Source organism: Klebsiella sp. K5-45 (genome assembly GCF_030128605.1).
GTDB classification, from domain to species: Bacteria; Pseudomonadota; Gammaproteobacteria; order Enterobacterales; family Enterobacteriaceae; genus Klebsiella; species Klebsiella quasipneumoniae.
Genome location: NZ_JAKUZW010000005.1, coordinates 96,975 through 116,653, shown reverse-complemented (window position 1 = coordinate 116,653; position 19,679 = coordinate 96,975). Strand labels below are relative to the sequence as shown.

Here is a 19,679-nt window from a genome sequence, read left to right as displayed (position 1 = left end):
AGTTATTAAAATGCCAAAAATTAAGACCGTACGCGGTGCTGCTAAGCGCTTCAAAAAAACCGGTAAAGGTGGTTTTAAGCACAAGCACGCTAACCTGCGTCACATTCTGACTAAAAAAGCTACCAAGCGTAAACGTCACCTGCGTCCGAAAGCCATGGTTTCCAAAGGCGATCTGGGCCTGGTTATCGCGTGCCTGCCGTACGCATAAGTCGTTAACGTTTAACTTTTTTAACTTAGAATAGATACAGGAGAGCACACATGGCTCGCGTAAAACGTGGTGTAATTGCACGTGCACGTCACAAGAAAATTTTGAAACAAGCTAAAGGCTACTACGGTGCGCGTTCTCGCGTATACCGCGTTGCCTTCCAGGCTGTTATCAAAGCTGGTCAGTACGCTTACCGTGACCGTCGTCAACGTAAACGTCAGTTCCGTCAACTGTGGATTGCACGTATCAACGCAGCAGCACGTCAGAACGGTATTTCTTACAGCAAATTCATCAATGGCCTGAAAAAAGCCTCTGTTGAAATCGACCGTAAGATCCTGGCTGACATCGCCGTATTCGACAAAGTAGCGTTCACCGCTCTGGTCGAAAAAGCGAAAGCAGCTCTGGCATAAGCCAGTTGAAAGAGGGAGCTTGTCTCCCTCTTTTCGTTTCAACACCATCAATACATTGACTTTTATCGGCGCAGGCTTTTCAATACAGGTCTGACGTTTCTTACCAGACAAGGTAATGCAAGCATGAATGCTGCTATTTTCCGCTTCTTTTTTTACTTTAGCACCTGAACTCAGGAGGCTAGCGCGTGAAAGAAGAAACGGAAAACAGCGCCAGAAAGCCTCCCCTGTGGAGGCTTTTTTCGTATATGGATTCGGAATATTAATTTCACTATAACCGGTGTCTGCACCGACATAATGAGGAAAACCATGTCACATCTCGCAGAGCTGGTTGCCAGTGCCAAGGCAGCCATTAACGAGGCATCAGATGTTGCTGCGCTGGACAACGTCCGCGTGGAATACCTGGGTAAGAAAGGGCATCTGACCCTGCAAATGACCACCCTGCGTGAGTTGCCGCCGGAAGAGCGTCCGGCAGCCGGTGCGGTCATCAACGAAGCGAAAGAGCAGGTACAGCAGGCGCTGAATGCGCGCAAAGCCGAACTGGAAGGGGCGGCGCTGAATGCTCGTCTGGCTGCAGAGACCATCGACGTCTCGCTGCCGGGTCGCCGCATTGAAAATGGCGGCCTGCATCCGGTCACCCGCACCATCGACCGTATTGAAAGTTTCTTCGGTGAGCTCGGCTTTACCGTGGCGACGGGCCCGGAAATCGAAGACGATTACCACAACTTCGATGCGCTGAATATCCCGGGTCACCATCCGGCGCGCGCTGACCACGACACTTTCTGGTTCGATGCCACTCGCCTGCTGCGCACCCAGACTTCCGGCGTGCAGATCCGCACCATGGAAAACCAGCAGCCGCCGATCCGTATTATCGCGCCGGGACGCGTCTATCGTAACGACTACGATCAGACCCACACCCCGATGTTCCACCAGATGGAAGGTCTGATCGTTGATAAAAACATCAGCTTCACCAACCTGAAAGGAACCCTGCACGATTTCCTGAACAACTTCTTTGAAGAAGATCTGCAGGTACGCTTCCGTCCGTCTTACTTCCCCTTCACCGAACCGTCCGCGGAAGTCGACGTGATGGGTAAGAACGGCAAATGGCTGGAAGTGCTGGGCTGCGGGATGGTGCACCCGAACGTGCTGCGCAACGTGGGTATCGATCCGGAAGTGTACTCCGGCTTCGCCTTTGGCATGGGCATGGAGCGTCTGACCATGCTGCGCTATGGCGTCACCGATCTGCGCGCGTTCTTCGAAAACGATCTGCGTTTCCTCAAACAGTTTAAATAAGGGCAGGACAGAACAATGAAATTCAGTGAACTGTGGTTACGCGAGTGGGTTAACCCGGCGATCGACAGCGAAGCGCTTTCCGATCAGATCACCATGGCGGGCCTCGAAGTGGACGGCGTTGAGCCGGTTGCCGGCAGCTTCAACGGCGTCGTTGTTGGTGAAGTCGTGGAGTGCGGTCAGCACCCGAACGCCGACAAACTGCGCGTCACTAAAGTCAACGTCGGCGGCGAACGCCTACTGGACATCGTCTGCGGCGCGCCAAACTGCCGTCAGGGGCTGAAAGTCGCCGTGGCGACCATCGGCGCCGTGCTGCCGGGCGATTTTAAAATCAAGGCTGCGAAGCTGCGCGGCGAACCGTCAGAAGGGATGCTGTGCTCCTTCTCCGAGCTGGGCATTTCCGACGATCATAGCGGAATTATCGAGCTGCCGGCGGATGCGCCGATCGGTACCGATATTCGCGAATACCTTAAGCTAGACGATAACACCATCGAGATCAGCGTCACCCCGAACCGCGCCGACTGCCTGGGCATCATCGGCGTCGCGCGCGACGTGGCCGTGCTGAACAAGGCGCCGCTGAACGCGCCGGAAATCACCCCGGTTGCCGCCACCATTGACGATGTGCTGCCGATTCAGGTTGACGCCCCGCAGGCGTGCCCGCGCTATCTGGGCCGCGTGGTGAAAGGCATCAACGTCAAAGCGCCGACGCCGCTGTGGATGAAAGAGAAACTGCGCCGCTGCGGGATCCGCTCCATCGACGCGGTGGTTGACGTGACCAACTATGTGCTGCTTGAGCTGGGCCAGCCGATGCACGCCTTTGACCGCGACCGTATCGAAGGCGGGATCGTGGTGCGCATGGCGAAAGAGGGCGAAACCCTGGTCCTGCTTGATGGCTCCGAAGCGAAGCTCGACAGCGATACCCTGGTCATTGCTGACCACAACAAAGCGCTGGCAATGGGCGGGATCTTCGGCGGGGAGCACTCCGGCGTTAACGACGAAACCCAGAACGTGCTGCTGGAGTGTGCCTTCTTCAGCCCGCTGTCTATCACCGGCCGCGCGCGCCGTCACGGCCTGCACACCGATGCCTCTCATCGCTATGAGCGCGGCGTCGATCCGGCCCTGCAGTATAAAGCGCTGGAGCGCGCCACGCGTCTGCTGATCGACCTCTGCGGCGGCGAAGCCGGCCCGGTGATCGACGTGACCAACGAAGAGACTCTGCCAAAACGCGCCACCATCACTCTGCGTCGTAGCAAACTGGATCGCCTGATTGGCCACCATATCGACGACGCGCAGGTCACCGACATTCTGCAGCGCCTCGGCTGCGAAGTGACGGTGGGCGAAGGCGAATGGCAGGCGGTGGCCCCGAGCTGGCGTTTCGACATGGAGATCGAAGAGGATCTGGTCGAGGAAGTGGCTCGCGTTTATGGCTACAACAACATTCCTGATGAGCCGGTGCAGGCGGGTCTGATCATGGGTACCCACCGTGAAGCCGATCTGTCGCTGAAGCGCGTGAAAACGCTGCTGAATGACAAAGGCTATCAGGAAGTGATCACCTACAGCTTCGTCGACCCGAAAGTCCAGCAGCTGATCCACGCCGGTGAAGAGGCGCTGATCCTGCCAAGCCCGATCTCCAGCGAAATGTCGGCGATGCGCCTGTCGCTGTGGACTGGCCTGCTGGGGACCGTGGTCTACAACCAGAACCGTCAGCAGAGCCGGGTACGCATCTTTGAGAGTGGTCTGCGCTTTGTGCCGGACACCAATGCGCCGCTGGGCATTCGTCAGGATGTGATGCTGGCCGGGGCCATCTGCGGCAACCGCTACGAAGAGCACTGGACACTGGCGAAAGAGACGGTCGATTTCTATGATCTGAAAGGCGATCTGGAAGCCGTTCTGGATTTAACCGGAAAATTAGCGGATATCGAATTCCGTGCTGAAGCGACCACCGCGCTGCATCCGGGGCAATCCGCAGCGATTTATCTTAAAGGTGAACGCATTGGTTTCATTGGGGTTGTTCATCCTGAGCTGGAACGTAAACTGGATCTGAACGGTCGCACTCTGGTGTTTGAACTGGAGTGGAACAAGCTCGCAGACCGCGTGGTGCCTCAGGCGCGCGATATTTCCCGCTTCCCGGCGAACCGTCGCGACATCGCGGTGCTGGTCGCGGAAAACGTGGCTGCCGCCGATGTTTTAGCCGAATGTAAGAAAGTTGGCGTAAATCAGGTAGTTGGCGTAAACTTATTTGACGTGTACCGTGGTAAAGGTGTGGCGGAAGGGTATAAGAGCCTTGCGATTAGCCTGATCCTGCAGGATACCAGCCGTACACTCGAAGAAGAGGAGATTGCCGCTACCGTTGCCAGATGTGTAGAGGCATTAAAAGAGCGATTCCAGGCATCATTGAGGGATTGAACCTATGGCGCTTACAAAAGCTGAAATGTCAGAATATCTGTTTGATAAGCTTGGGCTTAGCAAGCGGGATGCCAAAGAACTGGTCGAGTTGTTTTTCGAAGAGATCCGTCGTGCTCTGGAAAACGGAGAACAGGTCAAACTCTCCGGGTTCGGCAACTTCGATTTGCGGGATAAAAACCAACGCCCGGGACGTAACCCGAAGACGGGGGAGGATATTCCCATTACAGCCCGGCGCGTGGTGACCTTCAGACCCGGTCAGAAGCTGAAAAGCCGTGTCGAAAACGCGTCGCCTAAAGACAAATAATCTGAACTAATTAAAAAGGCCGCATCGCGGCCTTTTTCTTTTCTGTCGAAACTTACGCTTTAACGGCAGTGAGCATGATCTCCACCAGGATTTCTGGTCGCGCCATCTCCGCCTGCACGGCCGCTCGCGCCGGGCTATGGCCGTCCGGCATCCACTCCACCCACGCCTCATTGAACGCAGCAAAGTCACGTTCGATATTTTTCAGCCAGATCTGCGCGGAGAGAATGTGCCGCTTATCGCTCCCGGACTCTGCCAGCAGGGCGTCGATCTTCTCCAGCACTTCGCGGGTCTGCAAGGTGATCTCCTCCTCGTTGCTTTTCGGCGTCTGTCCGGAGAGGAACAGCAGATTGCCATACTCAACGCTGGCGGAAAGACGAGGTTGTGGATGATTGCGAATAATTGTCATGCGGTTTGTTTCCATGTGAGACCTTCTAAAGAAATGTCTGGCATCTGATTGTCGATTAACGCGCCCAGCACCACCGCGCTGCCGGCGGCGAGGGTAAAGCCGAGGCTTCCCTGGCCGAGGTTCATCCACAGGTTGGGGTAGCCGGCGCGTCCCAGCAGCGGTGGGCCGGCTGGCGTTGAGGGGCGCATGCCGGTCCAGGCTTCGGCCTTGTCCAACCCCTCGAGTTCGGGAAAGCTACGGGCGACGATGCTCTTCAGCGCCTGAATGCGGCTTTCGCGCAGTTCGTCGCCGTCGTAGCCGATGTCCACCATCGCTGCGATGCGCAACTGCTGGCCAAGGCGGGCATAGACAATTTTGTGCCCATAGTCGGTAACGCTGATGTCCGGCGCAATGCCCGTCTGTTGGGGATAGGGAAGGGTCAGGCTATACCCCTTCAGGGCGCAGAGCGGCACGCGAACGCCCAGATGTCCCAGCAGCGGGCCGCTGCCGTTTCCGGCGGCGACGACATACTCATCGCCGGTGATGCTCCCGCGGCTGGTCTCCAGGGCGCTGACGCGTCCGCCGCGCTTAGTGAGCTGCAGCACCTCACAGTGGGTCAGCAGGCTGAAGCGGCTGCTGGCGGTGAGCTTGTCGAGCAGCGCAAGGCAAAACTGATGGCAATCCGCCGTTTCATCCCCCGGCGAATAAATGCCGCCCTGTAGCGAAGGGCTGATATGTTTTAGCGCCGGCTCCAGCCGCAGGCAGGCTTCAGCATTCAGCACCTGCTGATATTGAGGATCTATCCCTTTTGCCGCTTTAGTAAAATCGTATTCCCGGCGATGGATAATTAATTTTCCGCTGCGTCGCCAGTGAAAATCGGCAAGCCTATCCTCTTCCCGCCACGACTGCATAACCTGCCGGCTGAGCAGCGACAGACGCAATATATGGTCGCCGTTTATTTTATTGGTCTGGCTATTACAGGCGCGCAGGAACTGCAGCAGCCAGCGCCACTGCTGAAAAGAGATATTGAGACGCATATTGAGCGGCGAATCGGCTTTACCCATCCATTTCATCCCCTGCAGGGGAACGCCGCTGTCGGCAAGGGGAGCGACGTAGCGGTAACTTAATTGTCCGCCGTTGGCAAAACTGGTGGCGCTGGCCGGTTCGCCATTGCGCTCCAGTAATTGCACCTGATGGCCGCGCTTAATCAGTTCCCAGGCCGTGGCCAGACCGACCACGCCGCCGCCGATAATGACAATGCGTTTGTTCATAACCCGATATATCCACCGCTGATCAATTTATCGGGTTATGTCAAAGCATTTACCCCAGCGGCGCAATTGACTTTTTATGGTCAGGGTATAACCGCAGGTTAATCTCCTTGAGCTGCTGGCGCAGGCGCTGGCAGAGAAAATCGACGAACTTTTGCGCCATCGGGCTCAGGGAAACGTCGGCCCGCCGTAACAGGCAGAGGTTAATCGCGATCGGCGGCGTAATGGGATGGATCATCTCGGGAGAAAGGTTGTGCTGGGCGGAAAAGATATCGGTAATGCTGCAGCCCATGCCGCGCTTCACGAACTCGGTGGCCATATAGTAGGTCTGGACGTTTAGCCGGGTAGTGGAAAAGTCGCGACGGGTGGCGATGGCGGCGGAGAGCGAGTGCGGCCCCGGCGAGATCCACCGCTGCTGGTCGATCTCGCTGATGTCCACCGCACCCTGACGATAATGACGGTCGATATATACCAGCGGCACTTCGGCAATCAGGGTGGTAAGGATCTCTCCCTGCTGCACCGGCTGCAGCGTCAGCGCTAAATCTATCTCGCGTAAATCCAGTTTTCTAACCAGCGTCTCGGTGTGTTCTGTGGTGAGCGTCATTACCAGGTTGCTGTTTTGTTGATAAAAATCGGTCACCAGCTCCGGTACCAGGCTTAACCCCAGGCTTGGCAGGCAGCCTAAGGTGATTTTGGCACGCGGATCGCGGGCCAGGTTATCGGCCAGCAGGCGCAGGTTATCGAGGTCCTGATAAATAGTCTGCGCTTTTTCGAAAAGTGTGATCGCCTCGCTGGTCGGCAGCAGCTTGCCGCGCACCCGCTGAAAGAGGGTAAAGCCCAGCTTCAGCTCGGCGCTTTTTAACGCTTTGCTGGCCGCTGGCTGGGAGATATTGAGCGATTCCGCTGCCCGCGACAGAGAGCCGCAGGTCATGACGGCATAGAAGATTTCCAGATGATGCAGTTTCATGAACAGTTAACTCAGGGTTATAGCCTACCGATAAAAAGTCATTTTCTACTAACACTAAGTTAACATAAATTTAATCACCAATCAGCGCATTGGTTACATATTGTGCTGCTGGCCCCGCCTGATGGCGGAATAAAACGCTCTCAGAATCGTTTCCTTTGTACCCCACCAGACCCTCAGGCCGCGGCCAATAATGAAAAAGAGGGAGGATATTTTCTGAGCAGGCCCCAATACACCACCTGACCTTTACGGTCGGATTGATTGGCATTAAGGAGTGTTATGAGTGACTCAACGCTCGCAGGCAATACGCCTGTCAGACGAAATATCACGCGAAAAAACGTTATTACCGGTCTGTTATTGCTGCTGTTCGTGTTGATTGCGCTGTGGTGCCACGGTCGACCGGGCAGCGAGCTTGGCCTGCTGGGATTTACGCCGCTGGTGGCGTTAGCGATATTATCGCTGATCGGCGTCGATATTGTGCTGGCGGTCATCTCCTCGATTATTATCGCCATGATCATGACCTCGACCGGTCTGCAGGAAATGGGCGTGATGTTGGCGAAATCCACCGGGTCATTTATTGCCACCGTCGGGCTTATCATTATGCTCGGCGCCGGCGTGGGGGAGGTAGCCACCCGCACCGGTGCGGCGGTTGAGCTGGTGAAATTCGTGGTCCACCGTATTGGGCTGTCGAGCCAGACGCGGGTCAAGTTCGGCATTGTGGTGTCATCGATTTTAATTTGCGGTTCGCTGGGCACCATGGCCGGCGGCAACGCGATTATTGTCGCAGTGATTATCCCCGTAGCGGCGGCGGTACGCTTAACGCCGCCGACGGTGGCCGCGCTGATGATGACCGCCGGTTCCGTTGGACTCTTTACCGGGCCCTTCACTCCCAGTACCGTGACGATCCTCAGCCTTGGCGGACTGAGCTATCCGGATTATCTGCTGTATGTCGGCCTGCCGATGAGCGCCGTCACCCTGTTAGCCGGCTGGATCATGGCGGGACGGATCCAGAAGATGACCGAAGGCAAACTGCGCTATGAGGTCGATCTCTCGGAAAAGCCGCAAGAGGAACTTAACGCCGCGCAGCAGCGCCGGCGTAAATTAAGCGCGCTGGCTTTCGCCGCGACCATCATCGTGATGGCGGTAGTTGGAGTGGTGATTAAAGCCGGCTTTAGCTTTGCAATTATCGTCATGCTGCTGGTGGCGCTGATGACCGGGCTGGTGGGCGGCCTGCGGCCGACGCAGATCCTGCAGGCGCTCTATCACGGCTGCGGTCGTCTGGTGTGGATGTTTATTCTCTACTGGCTGTACAACCCGATCCTTGAGCTGATGGATGGCCTGCACGCCTATCAGGGGCTGCTGGAGTATACCCAGCCGTTGCTGGAGGGGATCTCCCCGGCCTGGCTGTGCTTTAGCATCTTCGCGTTCAATATTATCGGCCATGTGCCTGGCGCGGCGGTGGCCCAGATGACCTTTACTCATAAAATCTTTGGCCCAATGCTGATGGCCGCCGGCGTGCCGCCGCAGGGGACCACCGCGGTGCTGCTGGCCTCGTCTCAGGTGGACTGGTTCGGGCCGTTCCCCTCATCGGACATGTTCGGCCAGATGGGGCTGGCACAGTCTACACATCTGAAATACATGCTCTATAACGGCTGGGCAATCGTGGTGGCGAACATCATTCTCTTCGCGCTGCTGTTTCAGATCCTGGTGTAAAGCGGGATGGTCGACGCGGGGGAGCCTCCTCCGCGTCGACGTTTGGCCGTGAGGTTTTCCTTTTCTCACCGCGACAGCCACCGTAAAATCAGCCTCTTGTTCCCAGTGCGTAATGGAATCTATGCTGACTCTCGCCCATCTCCAACAGCGCCGCAGCCGGCGTTGGCTCTTTGGTTTAACGCTGTTGCTGCTGGTCACCCTGCTGATCAGTCTGTGCGCGGGGGATCAATGGATCCCGCCCGGCGAGTGGTTCAGCGCCAAGGGGCAGCTGTTTATCTGGCAGATCCGCCTGCCGCGGACCCTGGCGGTGCTGCTGGTGGGGGCGGCGCTGGCGCTCTCCGGGGCGATAATGCAGGCGCTGTTTGAAAATCCGCTGGCGGAACCGGGTCTGCTGGGCGTCTCCAACGGCGCGGGCGTCGGGCTGATTGCCGCCGTCCTGTTGGGCAAAGGCCTGTTACCAGGCTGGGCGCTTGGGCTGTGCGCGATCCTTGGCGCGCTGCTGATCACCTTTATTCTGCTGCGTTTCGCCCGCCGCCATCTTTCCACCAGCCGTCTGCTGCTGGCGGGGGTGGCGCTGGGCATCATCTGCAGCGCCCTGATGACCTGGGCGGTGTACTTCTCCACCTCTTTTGACCTGCGGCAGCTGATGTACTGGATGATGGGCGGGTTTGGCGGCGTCGACTGGCAGCAGCTGTGGCTGATGATAGCCCTCCTGCCGGTGCTCTGCTGGGTCTGTCTGCAGTCACAACCCCTGAATTTACTGGCGCTGGGCGAAGTCTCCGCCCGTCAGCTCGGGCTGCCGCTGTGGCTGTGGCGCAAGCTGCTGGTGGTGGCGACCGGCTGGATGGTCGGCGTGAGTGTGGCGCTGGCGGGGGCGATTGGCTTTATCGGCCTGGTGATCCCGCACATTCTGCGGCTATGCGGCTTGAGCGATCACCGGGTGTTGCTCCCGGCCTGCATGCTGGCGGGGGCAAGCGCTTTGCTGGGGGCGGATATTATCGCCCGGCTGGCGCTTTCCGCCGCTGAGCTGCCGATTGGCGTGGTGACGGCGACGCTGGGCGCGCCGGTCTTTATCTGGTTGCTGCTGCGCTCGCGGTGACGGGGATAGCGCGACGCCGTCTGCAGGGACGGCGCCGGCTCGGGCTTACCAGCCTTTGATCGCGTCGCCTTTGTAGACTTCCTTCGCTTTTTCCGCGACTTCACTGGTCTGGAAGGCGGCTTTCAGTTCCTGAATTTTCTTGCTGTCCTTGTTATCCTCGCGGGCGACGATCGCATTCACGTAAGGGGAATCCGGTCCCTCCATGAACAGGCCGTCGCGGGCGGCCGACAGGCCGGCCTGGGCGGAGAAGTTGGTGTTAATGATTGACAGGCTGACGTTCGGGTCATCCAGAGTACGAGTCAGCTGCGGGGTATCCACCTCCACAATTTTCAGCTGTTTTGGGTTGTCGATGATATCCAGCGTGGTGGGTAAATAGCCGACGCCCGGTTTCAGCTTGAGCAGTCCCTGCGCCTGAAGCAGCAGCAGGCTGCGGCCCAGGGTGGTGGTTTCATTAGAGATGGTCACTGTCGCCCCCTCAGGGAGCTCGCTGATATTTTTGATACGATGTGAATAGGCGGCGATAGGGAAGACAAAGGTTTTACCCACCACCGCGAATTTATAGCCGCGCTCCTTCGACTGCGCCTCAAGGTAAGGCAGGGTCTGGAAGGCGTTGGCATCCACATCTTTGTTGTTCAGCGCTTCGTTAGGCAGCACGTAATCATTGAAGGAGACCACTTCGACGTCGAGGTGATATTTATCCTTCGCTACCTGCTCCACTACTTTCCAGATGGCTTCGTCCGGCCCGGTATTGATAGCGACTTTCACTTTATTATCTTCATCCGGAGAGCAGGCGCTCAGCAGGGCGACAGAGGCGGCGATTAACGCCAGGCTAAACAACTTCTTCATCAATAAAACTCTCTTAAATTAACAAGTAACAAAACCATATTACATTCATGGAACACTGTACACGGAAATGGTTGCCTGCCCAATTGAGAGGATTTCATGTTGTCGACGGGCAGCGAAGCGCTGTTACATCATGCGACAACTCGCGGGGATTGGCAGTAGAATGGCGGGCGCTGAATCCGCTACAGTAGATAGGGATCACCTTCACCGGAAACCGGTTTATCCATTGAGGACAGGCTATGCAACATGACATTCTGAATACCGAAGTGACGACCATTGATGGCGAGAAAACCACCCTGGCATCCTTTGCCGGCAAGGTACTGCTGATCGTCAATGTGGCCTCCAAATGCGGCCTGACGCCGCAGTACGAGCAACTGGAGGACCTGCAAAAGCAGTTTGCCGGCGAGGGCTTCAGCGTCCTGGGCTTCCCCTGCAACCAGTTCCTCGGCCAGGAGCCGGGCAGTGAAGAAGAGATTAAGACCTTCTGCAGCACCACCTACGGCGTCACCTTCCCGCTGTTCAGCAAGATTGACGTCAACGGCGAACATCGCGCGCCGCTCTATCAAAAGCTGGTTGCCGCCGCGCCGAAGGCGGTGGCCCCGGAAGGCAGCGGTTTTTATGAGCGGATGGCCAGCAAGGGCCGGGCGCCGCTGTACGTGGACGACATTCTGTGGAATTTCGAAAAATTCCTCGTCGATCGCCAGGGCAACGTCATTCAGCGCTTCTCTCCGGACATGACGCCGGACGATCCGCAGCTGGTGGCGGCGATTAAAGGAGCGCTGGCGAAATAATGTCGTTTCTGATGCAGCTACAGGATGTAGAAGCGGCGGGGCGTTTGGCCCCGTTTTCTGCGGCCTTTCGCGCCGGGGAGATCGTCCACCTGGTGGGGCCTAACGGCGCAGGGAAGAGCACGCTGCTGGCCCGCATGGCGGGACTGTCCGACGGCCCCGGTACGATTCATTTTAACGGACGACGGCTTGACGAGTGGCCGGCGACGGAGCTGGCGCGCCGTCGCGGATATCTGTGTCAACACCAGACCCCGCCGTTCGCCATGCCGGTGTGGCACTACCTGGCGCTGCATATGCAGCAGCAGGGTGATAGCGCCCGTCTGAGCGATATCGCGGCCCGGCTTGGTCTGGACAATAAGCTGGGCCGTCCGGTCAATCAGCTGTCGGGCGGCGAGTGGCAGCGCGTGCGGCTGGCGGCAGTGATCCTGCAGATCGATCCCTTAAGCAATCCCATGGGTCAACTGCTGCTGCTGGATGAGCCGATGAACAGTCTGGATGTGGCCCAGCAGGCGGCGCTGGATCGGCTGTTACGCGAGCTAAGCGCGGCGGGAATTGCGGTGGTGATGAGCAGTCACGATCTCAACCACACTTTGCGCCATGCCGGACAGAGCTGGCTGCTCTGCCAGGGGGAAGCCATCGCCTGCGGGGAGACCGCCGAGGTGCTGAATGAGGAAAATTTAACCGCCGCCTATGCGATCCCGTTCCAGCGCGTGGAGGTGGCCGGTCATATTATGCTCATCGCGTCACAGTAGCACGCAGTTATCTTGTCACTATATTGATAAACAAGCTAAATTATTGCGATAAAGAGACTAGGGACAGAGGGATCATCTGAAATGCGCTTCTGGTTCATGTTGGCGGCGGCGTTAATTTTAGCCGGCTGCAGCAGCCATCGGGCACCGCCGCCGAATCCTCGGCTGGCTGATTCCATTACGGTGGTGGCGAATCTGAACGAGCAGCTGCGCAGCTGGCGCGGCGCACCGTATCGCTACGGCGGCATGACGCCGCGCGGCGTCGACTGCTCCGGCTTTGTGGTGCGCACGTTTCGCGATAAATTTGCCCTCCAGCTGCCGCGCGAAACCCGCGAGCAGGCGGAAATCGGTACCCGGATTGATAAGCGCGATCTGCTGCCTGGCGATCTGGTGTTCTTCAAAACCGGCTCAGGCGAAAGCGGCCTGCACGTCGGCATCTACGATACCGATAACCAGTTTATACATGCCTCCACCAGTCAGGGCGTCACCCGTTCCTCGCTGGATAACGTCTACTGGAACAAAAAGTTCTGGCAGGCGCGGCGTATCTGACGTCATTCAGCGGCCTGAGGGAAGCGAGCGCTTCCCTTTTTTATGCCGATAACCCTGCACTCCGCCCGTGTTAATCCGCTGTTCCAGGCACTACACTGGAGAGAGGAGGAACCATGACCCTTTCTTTTACCACCCACTGGCGGGATGAACTGCCGGACTTTTACACTTCCCTGTCACCAACGCCGCTGGATAACGCCCGACTTATCTGGCGCAACGCCCCGCTGGCGCAACAGCTGGGCGTCCCTGACGCGCTGTTTGCGCCTGAAAGCGGGGCCGGCGTCTGGGGCGGGGAAGCGCTGCTCCCGGGCATGTCCCCGCTGGCGCAGGTATACAGCGGCCATCAGTTTGGCGCCTGGGCCGGCCAGCTGGGCGACGGCCGTGGGATCCTGCTCGGCGAGCAGCAGCTGGCGGATGGCCGTCGTTACGACTGGCATCTGAAAGGCGCCGGCCTGACCCCCTATTCGCGGATGGGAGACGGCCGCGCCGTGCTGCGCTCGACGATCCGGGAAAGTCTGGCGTCAGAGGCGATGCACGCCCTGGGGATCCCGACGACGCGCGCCCTGGCGATGGTGACCAGCGATACGCCGGTCTACCGCGAGCGCGTGGAGCCTGGCGCGATGCTGATGCGCGTGGCCGAGAGCCATGTCCGCTTTGGCCATTTCGAACATTTTTACTATCGTCGCGAGCCGCAGAAGGTCCAGCAGCTGGCCGACTATGTCATTCGCCACCACTGGCCGCAACTGCAGGATGAGGCGGACAAGTACCTGTTATGGTTCCGTGACGTTGTCACGCGTACCGCGCAGACCATCGCCAGCTGGCAAACCGTGGGCTTTGCCCATGGGGTGATGAATACCGACAACATGTCGATTCTCGGTTTGACCATCGACTACGGCCCGTATGGCTTCCTTGACGATTTTCAGCCGGACTTCATCTGCAACCACTCCGACTATCAGGGGCGCTACAGTTTTGAAAACCAGCCGGCGGTGGGGCTGTGGAATCTGCAGCGTCTGGCCCAGTCGCTGTCGCCGTTTATCAGCGCCGAAGCGCTGAATGCGACGCTGGATGAGTATCAGCACGCCTTGCTGACCGCCTATGGCCAGCGGATGCGCGACAAGCTTGGCCTGTTCAGCCAGCAGAAAGGGGATAACGACCTGCTCGACGGTCTGTTTGCCCTGATGATCCGCGAAAGAAGCGACTATACCCGAACGTTCCGCCTGCTGAGCCACAGCGAACAGCTCAGCGCCGCCTCGCCGCTGCGCGACGAGTTTATCGACCGTGCAGCTTTCGACAGCTGGTTCGCCGGATATCGCGCGCGGCTGCGTGATGAACAGGTGGGGGATGCCCAGCGCCAGCAGCGGATGCAGGGCGTCAACCCGGCGCTGGTATTACGTAACTGGCTGGCGCAGCGGGCGATCGAGCAGGCTGAGGCTGGCGATATGGGGGAGCTGGAGCGTCTGCATGCCGCGCTGGCCGATCCCTTCACCGATCGCGAGGACGACTACGTCCGCCGGCCGCCGGACTGGGGGAAACGTCTGGAAGTCAGCTGCTCGAGCTAACTCGCCTCGCCCCGCGCACCGCGGGGCGACTATTTGGTCAGGATCAACTTCCCGGCGTGGGTCTGGCGCAGCAGATAGCGCTGGCCGCCATGCTCAATGACTACCCGTCCTTCGCTGCCTAACAGAACCCGACTGCTGATCTGTCTGTCCGTCGCCACGGGATAGGGGGCATTGTCTTTTGGTTTTTCAGCTGTGGCAGTGTTATCCATACGCGTCATAGCTCTCAAAATAAAAATCAAAGCAACAATGATAATCATTATCAATAATGTTGTTTTTGACGGCAAGCGTTATTTATCGTGTTACCGAATTTGGTAGGGAATGTCAGAAGGGGTTCGCCCACCGCATGCGCGGCGGGCGGAGCGGTCACAGACGGGTGGCCGTGGCGGCCGCCAGCTCACTCAATAAACGTTCGCTGTCTTCCCAGCTCAGGCAGGGATCGGTGATCGACTGGCCCCAGGCCAGCGGCTGGCCGGGAACCACTTTCTGGGTCCCTTCCTGCAGGAAGCTCTCCGCCATAATGCCGGCGATGGCGGTAGAGCCCGCGCGAATTTGCTGACAGATATCGGCGCACACCTCCAGCTGACGGCGATGCTGCTTCTGGCAGTTGCCATGGCTGAAGTCGACCACCAGCTGCTCCGGCAGATCGAATTCCCGCAGCGCCTCGCCGGCGGCGGCGATGTCCTCGGCGTGATAGTTCGGCCGTTTGCCGCCGCGCATAATGATATGCCCGAACGGGTTGCCGCTGGTCTGGTAAATCGTCATCTGCCCCTGCTTGTCCGGGGAGAGGAACATATGGCTGGCGCGGGAGGCGCGGATGGCGTCCACGGCGATGCGCGTATTGCCGTCGGTGCCGTTTTTAAACCCGACTGGGCAGGAGAGCGCCGAAGCCATTTCACGGTGGATCTGACTTTCAGTGGTGCGCGCCCCGATGGCTCCCCAGCTGATGAGATCGGCGATAAACTGACCGGTCACCATATCGAGAAACTCGGTGGCCGTCGGCACCCCCAGCTCATTGACCTGCAGCAGCAGGCGCCGTGCCAGCTCAATCCCGTGGTTGACCCGGTAGCTGCCGTTGAGATCCGGATCGGAGATTAAGCCTTTCCAGCCCACCACAGTACGGGGTTTTTCAAAGTAGGTGCGCATCACGATCTCCAGCTGCGGCTGGTAGCGCTCGCGCATGGTCTGCAGGCGGCGGGCATACTCCATCGCCGCGTCGGTGTCGTGAATGGAGCAGGGGCCGATAATCACCAGCAGGCGGCGGTCTTCGCCGTTGAGGATTTTTTCAATTCGGCGACGGGAGGCCGAGACGTGGGCGGCCACGTCGGCCGTAACGGGATGGCGCTGGGCCAGCTCCGCGGGCGTTACCAGGCTTTCAATGCGCGCGGTACGCAATTCGTCTGTTTTATTCATTGGGGTCTCAAAAATCTGTTTCTTCGCCAGCGAAAATGCCGGGAAGTGATGCGCATCACGATAAACCAATCCCTGCTTATTGCAAGAGCAGGGCATGATCCTGTATAGGCCACGGGTGATAGCATAAACAAATTTTTAATAATGTACTAGTGTATTAGTACATCCTGCGATTCAGCCCCATGATGTCCATGATTTTTGTCGCTATTTCCTCAACGGAATAGTTGGTGCTGTTCAGGCAGGGGATTTTATTCTTGCGATACAGCGCCTCCACTTCGGTCACTTCCATCCGACACTGGCGCAGCGAGGCGTAGCGGCTGTTCTCCCGGCGCTCCTCGCGGATCGCCGCCAGACGTTCCGGATTGATGGTCAGGCCGAACATCTTATGCTGCAGGGGTTTCAGCGAGGCCGGCAGAACCAGATTGTCCATATCGTCGGCGATAAACGGATAGTTGGCGGCGCGAATGCCGTACTGCATGGCGAGGTACAGACTGGTGGGCGTCTTGCCGCAGCGCGACACGCCGAGGAGGATCACCTGCGCCTGGTCAAGGTTGCGCAGCGAGATGCCATCGTCATGGGCGAGGGTGTAATCGATGGCGGCGATACGCGCATCGTATTTGATCAGGTTCCCGGGGTTCAGGCCGTGGGTGCGGTGCGCCACCGGGGTCGGGTCGAGGTTGAGCTCCTGCTGCAGCGGGGCCACCAGCGCCTGAACGATATCCTGACAAAAGCCCTCGCTTTGCAGAATGATATCGCGGATCTCCGGAATGACGATGGAATAGAACACCAGCGGGCGGATGCCCGTTTGCTGATAAATCGCGTCAATCTGCTCTTTCACCGCCCGCGCACGGCTGATATTTTCCACAAACGGCAGGGTCACGCTGCTGATGGCGACCGGGAATTGCGACATGACGGCATGTCCCAGCACCTCCGCCGTAATGGCGGTACCGTCAGAAATATAAAATACGTGGCGATCTACAGCACTTTCCATTTTGACCATCCGGTATAATGAGTTTAATTGCCTGAAAGCGGATATTAAATTTAAGCATATCCCTGTTTGATTTGTCTCTTGTTAAAATTGAAACACTATTTTTGTTTTTTATGAAAAGGGTGGTTCATTTTCTTTTTTTTGCCGTTATTTCCAGCGTTTCTCGTCATAATTCCTAAAAATCATCAAGTTATCTATATCAGAGGAACAGTCCGAAAAAAGAAAAAATAATTTGCTTGAACGATTCACCGTTTTTTTCAGCACCATAAATATGTCAGGATAATCTTGCAGTCGATCGTGAAATTTTTTTCACTGGTATTAAATCACAAAAGGATTGTCTCGATGTCCAACAATGGCTCGTCACCGCTGGTGCTTTGGTATAACCAACTCGGCATGAATGATGTAGACAGAGTTGGGGGCAAAAATGCCTCCCTTGGTGAAATGATTACGAATCTGTCCGGTATGGGTGTTTCCGTACCTAACGGGTTTGCCACCACCGCTGATGCTTTCAACCAGTTCCTGGACCAAAGCGGTGTTAACCAGCGCATCTATGCGCTGCTGGATGAAACCGACATTGACGACGTTTCCGCATTAGCGAAAGCGGGCGCGCAGATCCGACAGTGGATCATCGATACCCCCTTCCAGAGCGAACTGGAAAACGCGATTCGCGATGCTTATGACCTGCTGTCCGCCGATGACGCCGAGGCCTCATTCGCCGTGCGCTCTTCCGCCACCGCGGAAGATATGCCGGACGCCTCCTTCGCCGGGCAGCAAGAGACATTCCTCAACGTGCAGGGCTTTGACGCCGTGCTCGTTGCCGTGAAGCACGTATTTGCTTCACTGTTTAACGATCGCGCGATCTCCTATCGCGTGCATCAGGGTTACGATCATCGCGGCGTGGCGCTCTCCGCCGGGGTGCAGAGGATGGTCCGCTCCGATCTGGCCTCCTCCGGCGTCATGTTCTCCATCGATACCGAATCCGGCTTTGACCAGGTGGTGTTTATCACCTCGGCGTGGGGTCTGGGCGAGATGGTGGTGCAGGGCGCGGTGAACCCGGACGAATTCTACGTCCACAAACCGACGCTGGCCGCTGGCCGCCCGGCGATCGTGCGCCGCACCATGGGCTCGAAAAAGATCCGCATGGTTTACGCGCCGACCCAGGAGCACGGCAAGCAGGTGCGTATCGAAGATGTGCCGCAGGCGCAGCGCGATATCTTCTCGTTAACCAACGAGGAGGTGCAGGAGCTGGCGAAGCAGGCGGTGCAGATCGAGAAGCACTACGGCCGTCCGATGGATATCGAGTGGGCGAAAGATGGCCACACCGGTAAGCTGTTTATCGTCCAGGCGCGTCCGGAAACCGTGCGTTCCCGCGGCCAGGTGATGGAGCGTTATACCCTCCACGCTCAGGGGCAGATCATCGCCGAAGGGCGCGCCATCGGCCATCGCATTGGCGCCGGTCCGGTGAAGGTGATCCACGATATCAGCGAGATGAACCGCATTGAGCCGGGCGACGTGCTGGTTACCGATATGACCGACCCGGACTGGGAACCGATCATGAAGAAAGCCTCGGCGATCGTCACCAACCGCGGCGGCCGTACCTGCCACGCGGCTATCATCGCCCGTGAGCTGGGTATTCCGGCGGTGGTCGGCTGCGGCGATGCCACCGATCGCATTCAGGAAAACCAGAACGTGACCGTCTCCTGCGCCGAAGGCGATACCGGCTATGTCTACGCCGAGCTGCTCGACTTCAGCGTCAAGAGCTCCAGCGTCGGCGACATGCCGGATCTGCCGCTGAAGGTGATGATGAACGTTGGCAACCCGGATCGCGCCTTCGACTTCGCCTGCCTGCCGAACGAAGGCGTGGGTCTGGCGCGACTGGAGTTTATCATCAACCGCATGATTGGCGTGCACCCGCGCGCGCTGCTGGAGTTTGACGACCAGGAGCCGGGCCTGCAGAACGAAATCCGCGAGCTGATGAAAGGCTACGATTCGCCGAGAGAGTTCTACGTTGGCCGCCTGACCGAAGGGATCGCCACCCTCGGTGCCGCTTTCTATCCGAAACGGGTGATCGTGCGTCTGTCGGACTTCAAGTCGAACGAATACGCCAACCTGGTAGGCGGCGAGCGCTATGAGCCGGAAGAAGAGAACCCGATGCTCGGCTTCCGCGGTGCCGGACGCTACGTTTCCGAAAGCTTCCGCGACTGCTTCGCGCTGGAATGTGAAGCCATGAAGCGCGTGCGTAACGACATGGGGCTGACCAACGTTGAAGTGATGGTGCCGTTCGTCCGTACCGTTGCCCAGGCGAAAGCGGTGGTCGAAGAGCTGGAGCGTCAGGGGCTGAAGCGCGGCGAGAACGGGCTGAAGATCATCATGATGTGCGAGATCCCGTCGAACGCATTGCTGGCGGAGCAGTTCCTCGAATACTTCGACGGCTTCTCCATCGGTTCGAACGACATGACCCAGCTGGCGCTCGGTCTGGACCGCGACTCCGGCGTGGTCTCTGAGCTGTTTGATGAACGCAACGACGCGGTGAAAGCCCTGCTGTCGATGGCGATCCGCGCCGCGAAGCAGCAGGGTAAATACGTCGGCATCTGCGGCCAGGGGCCGTCTGACCATGAAGATTTTGCCGCCTGGCTGATGGAGGAGGGGATCGATAGCCTGTCCCTCAACCCGGACACCGTGGTGCAAACCTGGTTAGGTCTGGCGGAACTGAATAAATAAGTTCGCCCTGACAACACCGATCCCCGGCAGCGATGCC

General features: G+C 58.1%; 21 protein-coding genes and 1 other annotated feature. Of the genes, 13 read left to right on the top strand and 8 right to left on the bottom strand.

Going from position 1 to position 19,679, the window contains the following annotated elements:
- Window positions 1–10 precede the first annotated feature (10 nt).
- The 6 genes from rpmI to ihfA all read left to right on the top strand — a co-directional run bounded on the left by rpmI (window position 11) and on the right by ihfA (window position 4,612).
- On the top strand, window positions 11–208 hold the full coding sequence (gene rpmI, locus MKS11_RS12025) for a 50S ribosomal protein L35 (protein ID WP_001124225.1): 198 nt from the start codon (window positions 11–13) through the stop codon (window positions 206–208).
- A gap of 50 nt (window positions 209–258) precedes the next feature.
- The gene (gene rplT, locus MKS11_RS12020) at window positions 259–615 is read left to right on the top strand and encodes a 50S ribosomal protein L20 (protein ID WP_000124850.1); all 357 of its coding nucleotides are present in this window, start codon (window positions 259–261) and stop codon (window positions 613–615) included.
- A gap of 118 nt (window positions 616–733) precedes the next feature.
- Window positions 734–858: a sequence feature (Phe leader region), on the top strand.
- On the top strand, window positions 739–783 hold the full coding sequence (pheM, locus tag MKS11_RS12015) for a pheST operon leader peptide PheM (RefSeq protein ID WP_001386830.1): 45 nt from the start codon (window positions 739–741) through the stop codon (window positions 781–783). (Overlaps the previous feature by 45 nt.)
- A gap of 63 nt (window positions 859–921) precedes the next feature.
- Window positions 922–1,905, top strand: coding sequence for a phenylalanine--tRNA ligase subunit alpha (gene pheS, locus MKS11_RS12010; protein ID WP_002909105.1), 984 nt, complete (start codon window positions 922–924; stop codon window positions 1,903–1,905).
- A gap of 15 nt (window positions 1,906–1,920) precedes the next feature.
- A complete protein-coding gene (gene pheT, locus MKS11_RS12005; RefSeq protein WP_017900778.1) occupies window positions 1,921–4,308 on the top strand; it encodes a phenylalanine--tRNA ligase subunit beta in 2,388 nt (795 codons plus the stop codon).
- A 4-nt stretch (window positions 4,309–4,312) separates the two neighbouring features.
- Complete coding sequence (gene ihfA / locus MKS11_RS12000) at window positions 4,313–4,612, top strand: integration host factor subunit alpha (protein WP_002909098.1); 300 nt, start codon at window positions 4,313–4,315, stop codon at window positions 4,610–4,612.
- A gap of 52 nt (window positions 4,613–4,664) precedes the next feature.
- Here the strand turns inward: ihfA and MKS11_RS11995 are convergent, their stop codons facing one another.
- Genes MKS11_RS11995 through MKS11_RS11985 form a run of 3 tightly spaced genes read right to left on the bottom strand, consistent with a single transcriptional unit; the run spans window position 4,665 to window position 7,232 of the window.
- Window positions 4,665–5,018, bottom strand: coding sequence for a RidA family protein (locus tag MKS11_RS11995; RefSeq protein ID WP_004203134.1), 354 nt, complete (start codon window positions 5,016–5,018; stop codon window positions 4,665–4,667).
- The gene (locus MKS11_RS11990; RefSeq protein ID WP_322966467.1) at window positions 5,015–6,280 is read right to left on the bottom strand and encodes a D-amino acid dehydrogenase; all 1,266 of its coding nucleotides are present in this window, start codon (window positions 6,278–6,280) and stop codon (window positions 5,015–5,017) included. The genes MKS11_RS11995 and MKS11_RS11990 overlap by 4 nt, the downstream gene beginning before the upstream one ends.
- Before the next feature lie 37 nt (window positions 6,281–6,317).
- Window positions 6,318–7,232 carry a LysR family transcriptional regulator gene (locus MKS11_RS11985; RefSeq protein ID WP_284109543.1) on the bottom strand — a complete coding sequence of 305 codons (915 nt, stop codon included), beginning with the start codon at window positions 7,230–7,232 and terminating at the stop codon, window positions 6,318–6,320.
- Window positions 7,233–7,508: 276 nt separating this feature from the next.
- Between MKS11_RS11985 and MKS11_RS11980 the strand changes: the two genes are divergently transcribed.
- The gene (locus tag MKS11_RS11980) at window positions 7,509–8,942 is read left to right on the top strand and encodes a gluconate:proton symporter (protein ID WP_043519797.1); all 1,434 of its coding nucleotides are present in this window, start codon (window positions 7,509–7,511) and stop codon (window positions 8,940–8,942) included.
- Window positions 8,943–9,063: 121 nt separating this feature from the next.
- Window positions 9,064–10,041, top strand: coding sequence for a vitamin B12 ABC transporter permease BtuC (btuC, locus tag MKS11_RS11975; protein WP_004203127.1), 978 nt, complete (start codon window positions 9,064–9,066; stop codon window positions 10,039–10,041).
- A gap of 45 nt (window positions 10,042–10,086) precedes the next feature.
- Here the strand turns inward: btuC and MKS11_RS11970 are convergent, their stop codons facing one another.
- The gene (locus MKS11_RS11970; protein ID WP_004203125.1) at window positions 10,087–10,887 is read right to left on the bottom strand and encodes a MetQ/NlpA family ABC transporter substrate-binding protein; all 801 of its coding nucleotides are present in this window, start codon (window positions 10,885–10,887) and stop codon (window positions 10,087–10,089) included.
- Window positions 10,888–11,123: 236 nt separating this feature from the next.
- On the opposite strand from MKS11_RS11970, the gene MKS11_RS11965 reads away from it, so the two are divergent.
- The 4 genes from MKS11_RS11965 to selO all read left to right on the top strand — a co-directional run bounded on the left by MKS11_RS11965 (window position 11,124) and on the right by selO (window position 14,526).
- Window positions 11,124–11,675 (top strand): glutathione peroxidase, encoded by a 552-nt coding sequence (locus tag MKS11_RS11965; protein WP_004203124.1) that lies wholly within the window; start codon window positions 11,124–11,126, stop codon window positions 11,673–11,675.
- Window positions 11,675–12,424 carry a vitamin B12 ABC transporter ATP-binding protein BtuD gene (btuD, locus tag MKS11_RS11960; RefSeq protein ID WP_043519798.1) on the top strand — a complete coding sequence of 250 codons (750 nt, stop codon included), beginning with the start codon at window positions 11,675–11,677 and terminating at the stop codon, window positions 12,422–12,424. The genes MKS11_RS11965 and btuD overlap by 1 nt, the downstream gene beginning before the upstream one ends.
- Window positions 12,425–12,505: 81 nt before the next feature.
- The gene (locus tag MKS11_RS11955) at window positions 12,506–12,970 is read left to right on the top strand and encodes an NlpC/P60 family protein (protein ID WP_002909082.1); all 465 of its coding nucleotides are present in this window, start codon (window positions 12,506–12,508) and stop codon (window positions 12,968–12,970) included.
- Between the two features lie 113 nt (window positions 12,971–13,083).
- Window positions 13,084–14,526 carry a protein adenylyltransferase SelO gene (gene selO, locus MKS11_RS11950; RefSeq protein ID WP_043519800.1) on the top strand — a complete coding sequence of 481 codons (1,443 nt, stop codon included), beginning with the start codon at window positions 13,084–13,086 and terminating at the stop codon, window positions 14,524–14,526.
- A 29-nt stretch (window positions 14,527–14,555) separates the two neighbouring features.
- Here the strand turns inward: selO and hemP are convergent, their stop codons facing one another.
- From hemP to MKS11_RS11930, 4 genes are all read right to left on the bottom strand, one after another.
- Window positions 14,556–14,735: a hemin uptake protein HemP gene (gene hemP / locus MKS11_RS11945; protein ID WP_023290103.1), complete on the bottom strand. Its 180-nt coding sequence runs from the start codon at window positions 14,733–14,735 to the stop codon at window positions 14,556–14,558.
- Between the two features lie 154 nt (window positions 14,736–14,889).
- Window positions 14,890–15,936: a 3-deoxy-7-phosphoheptulonate synthase AroH gene (aroH, locus tag MKS11_RS11940; protein ID WP_004203118.1), complete on the bottom strand. Its 1,047-nt coding sequence runs from the start codon at window positions 15,934–15,936 to the stop codon at window positions 14,890–14,892.
- A 154-nt stretch (window positions 15,937–16,090) separates the two neighbouring features.
- Window positions 16,091–16,924: a pyruvate, water dikinase regulatory protein gene (locus tag MKS11_RS11935; RefSeq protein WP_002909061.1), complete on the bottom strand. Its 834-nt coding sequence runs from the start codon at window positions 16,922–16,924 to the stop codon at window positions 16,091–16,093.
- Window positions 16,925–17,068: 144 nt separating this feature from the next.
- On the bottom strand, window positions 17,069–17,188 hold the full coding sequence (locus MKS11_RS11930; RefSeq protein WP_004203117.1) for a hypothetical protein: 120 nt from the start codon (window positions 17,186–17,188) through the stop codon (window positions 17,069–17,071).
- Window positions 17,189–17,263: 75 nt separating this feature from the next.
- On the opposite strand from MKS11_RS11930, the gene ppsA reads away from it, so the two are divergent.
- Window positions 17,264–19,642: a phosphoenolpyruvate synthase gene (gene ppsA / locus MKS11_RS11925; RefSeq protein WP_004203115.1), complete on the top strand. Its 2,379-nt coding sequence runs from the start codon at window positions 17,264–17,266 to the stop codon at window positions 19,640–19,642.
- Window positions 19,643–19,679 lie beyond the last annotated feature (37 nt).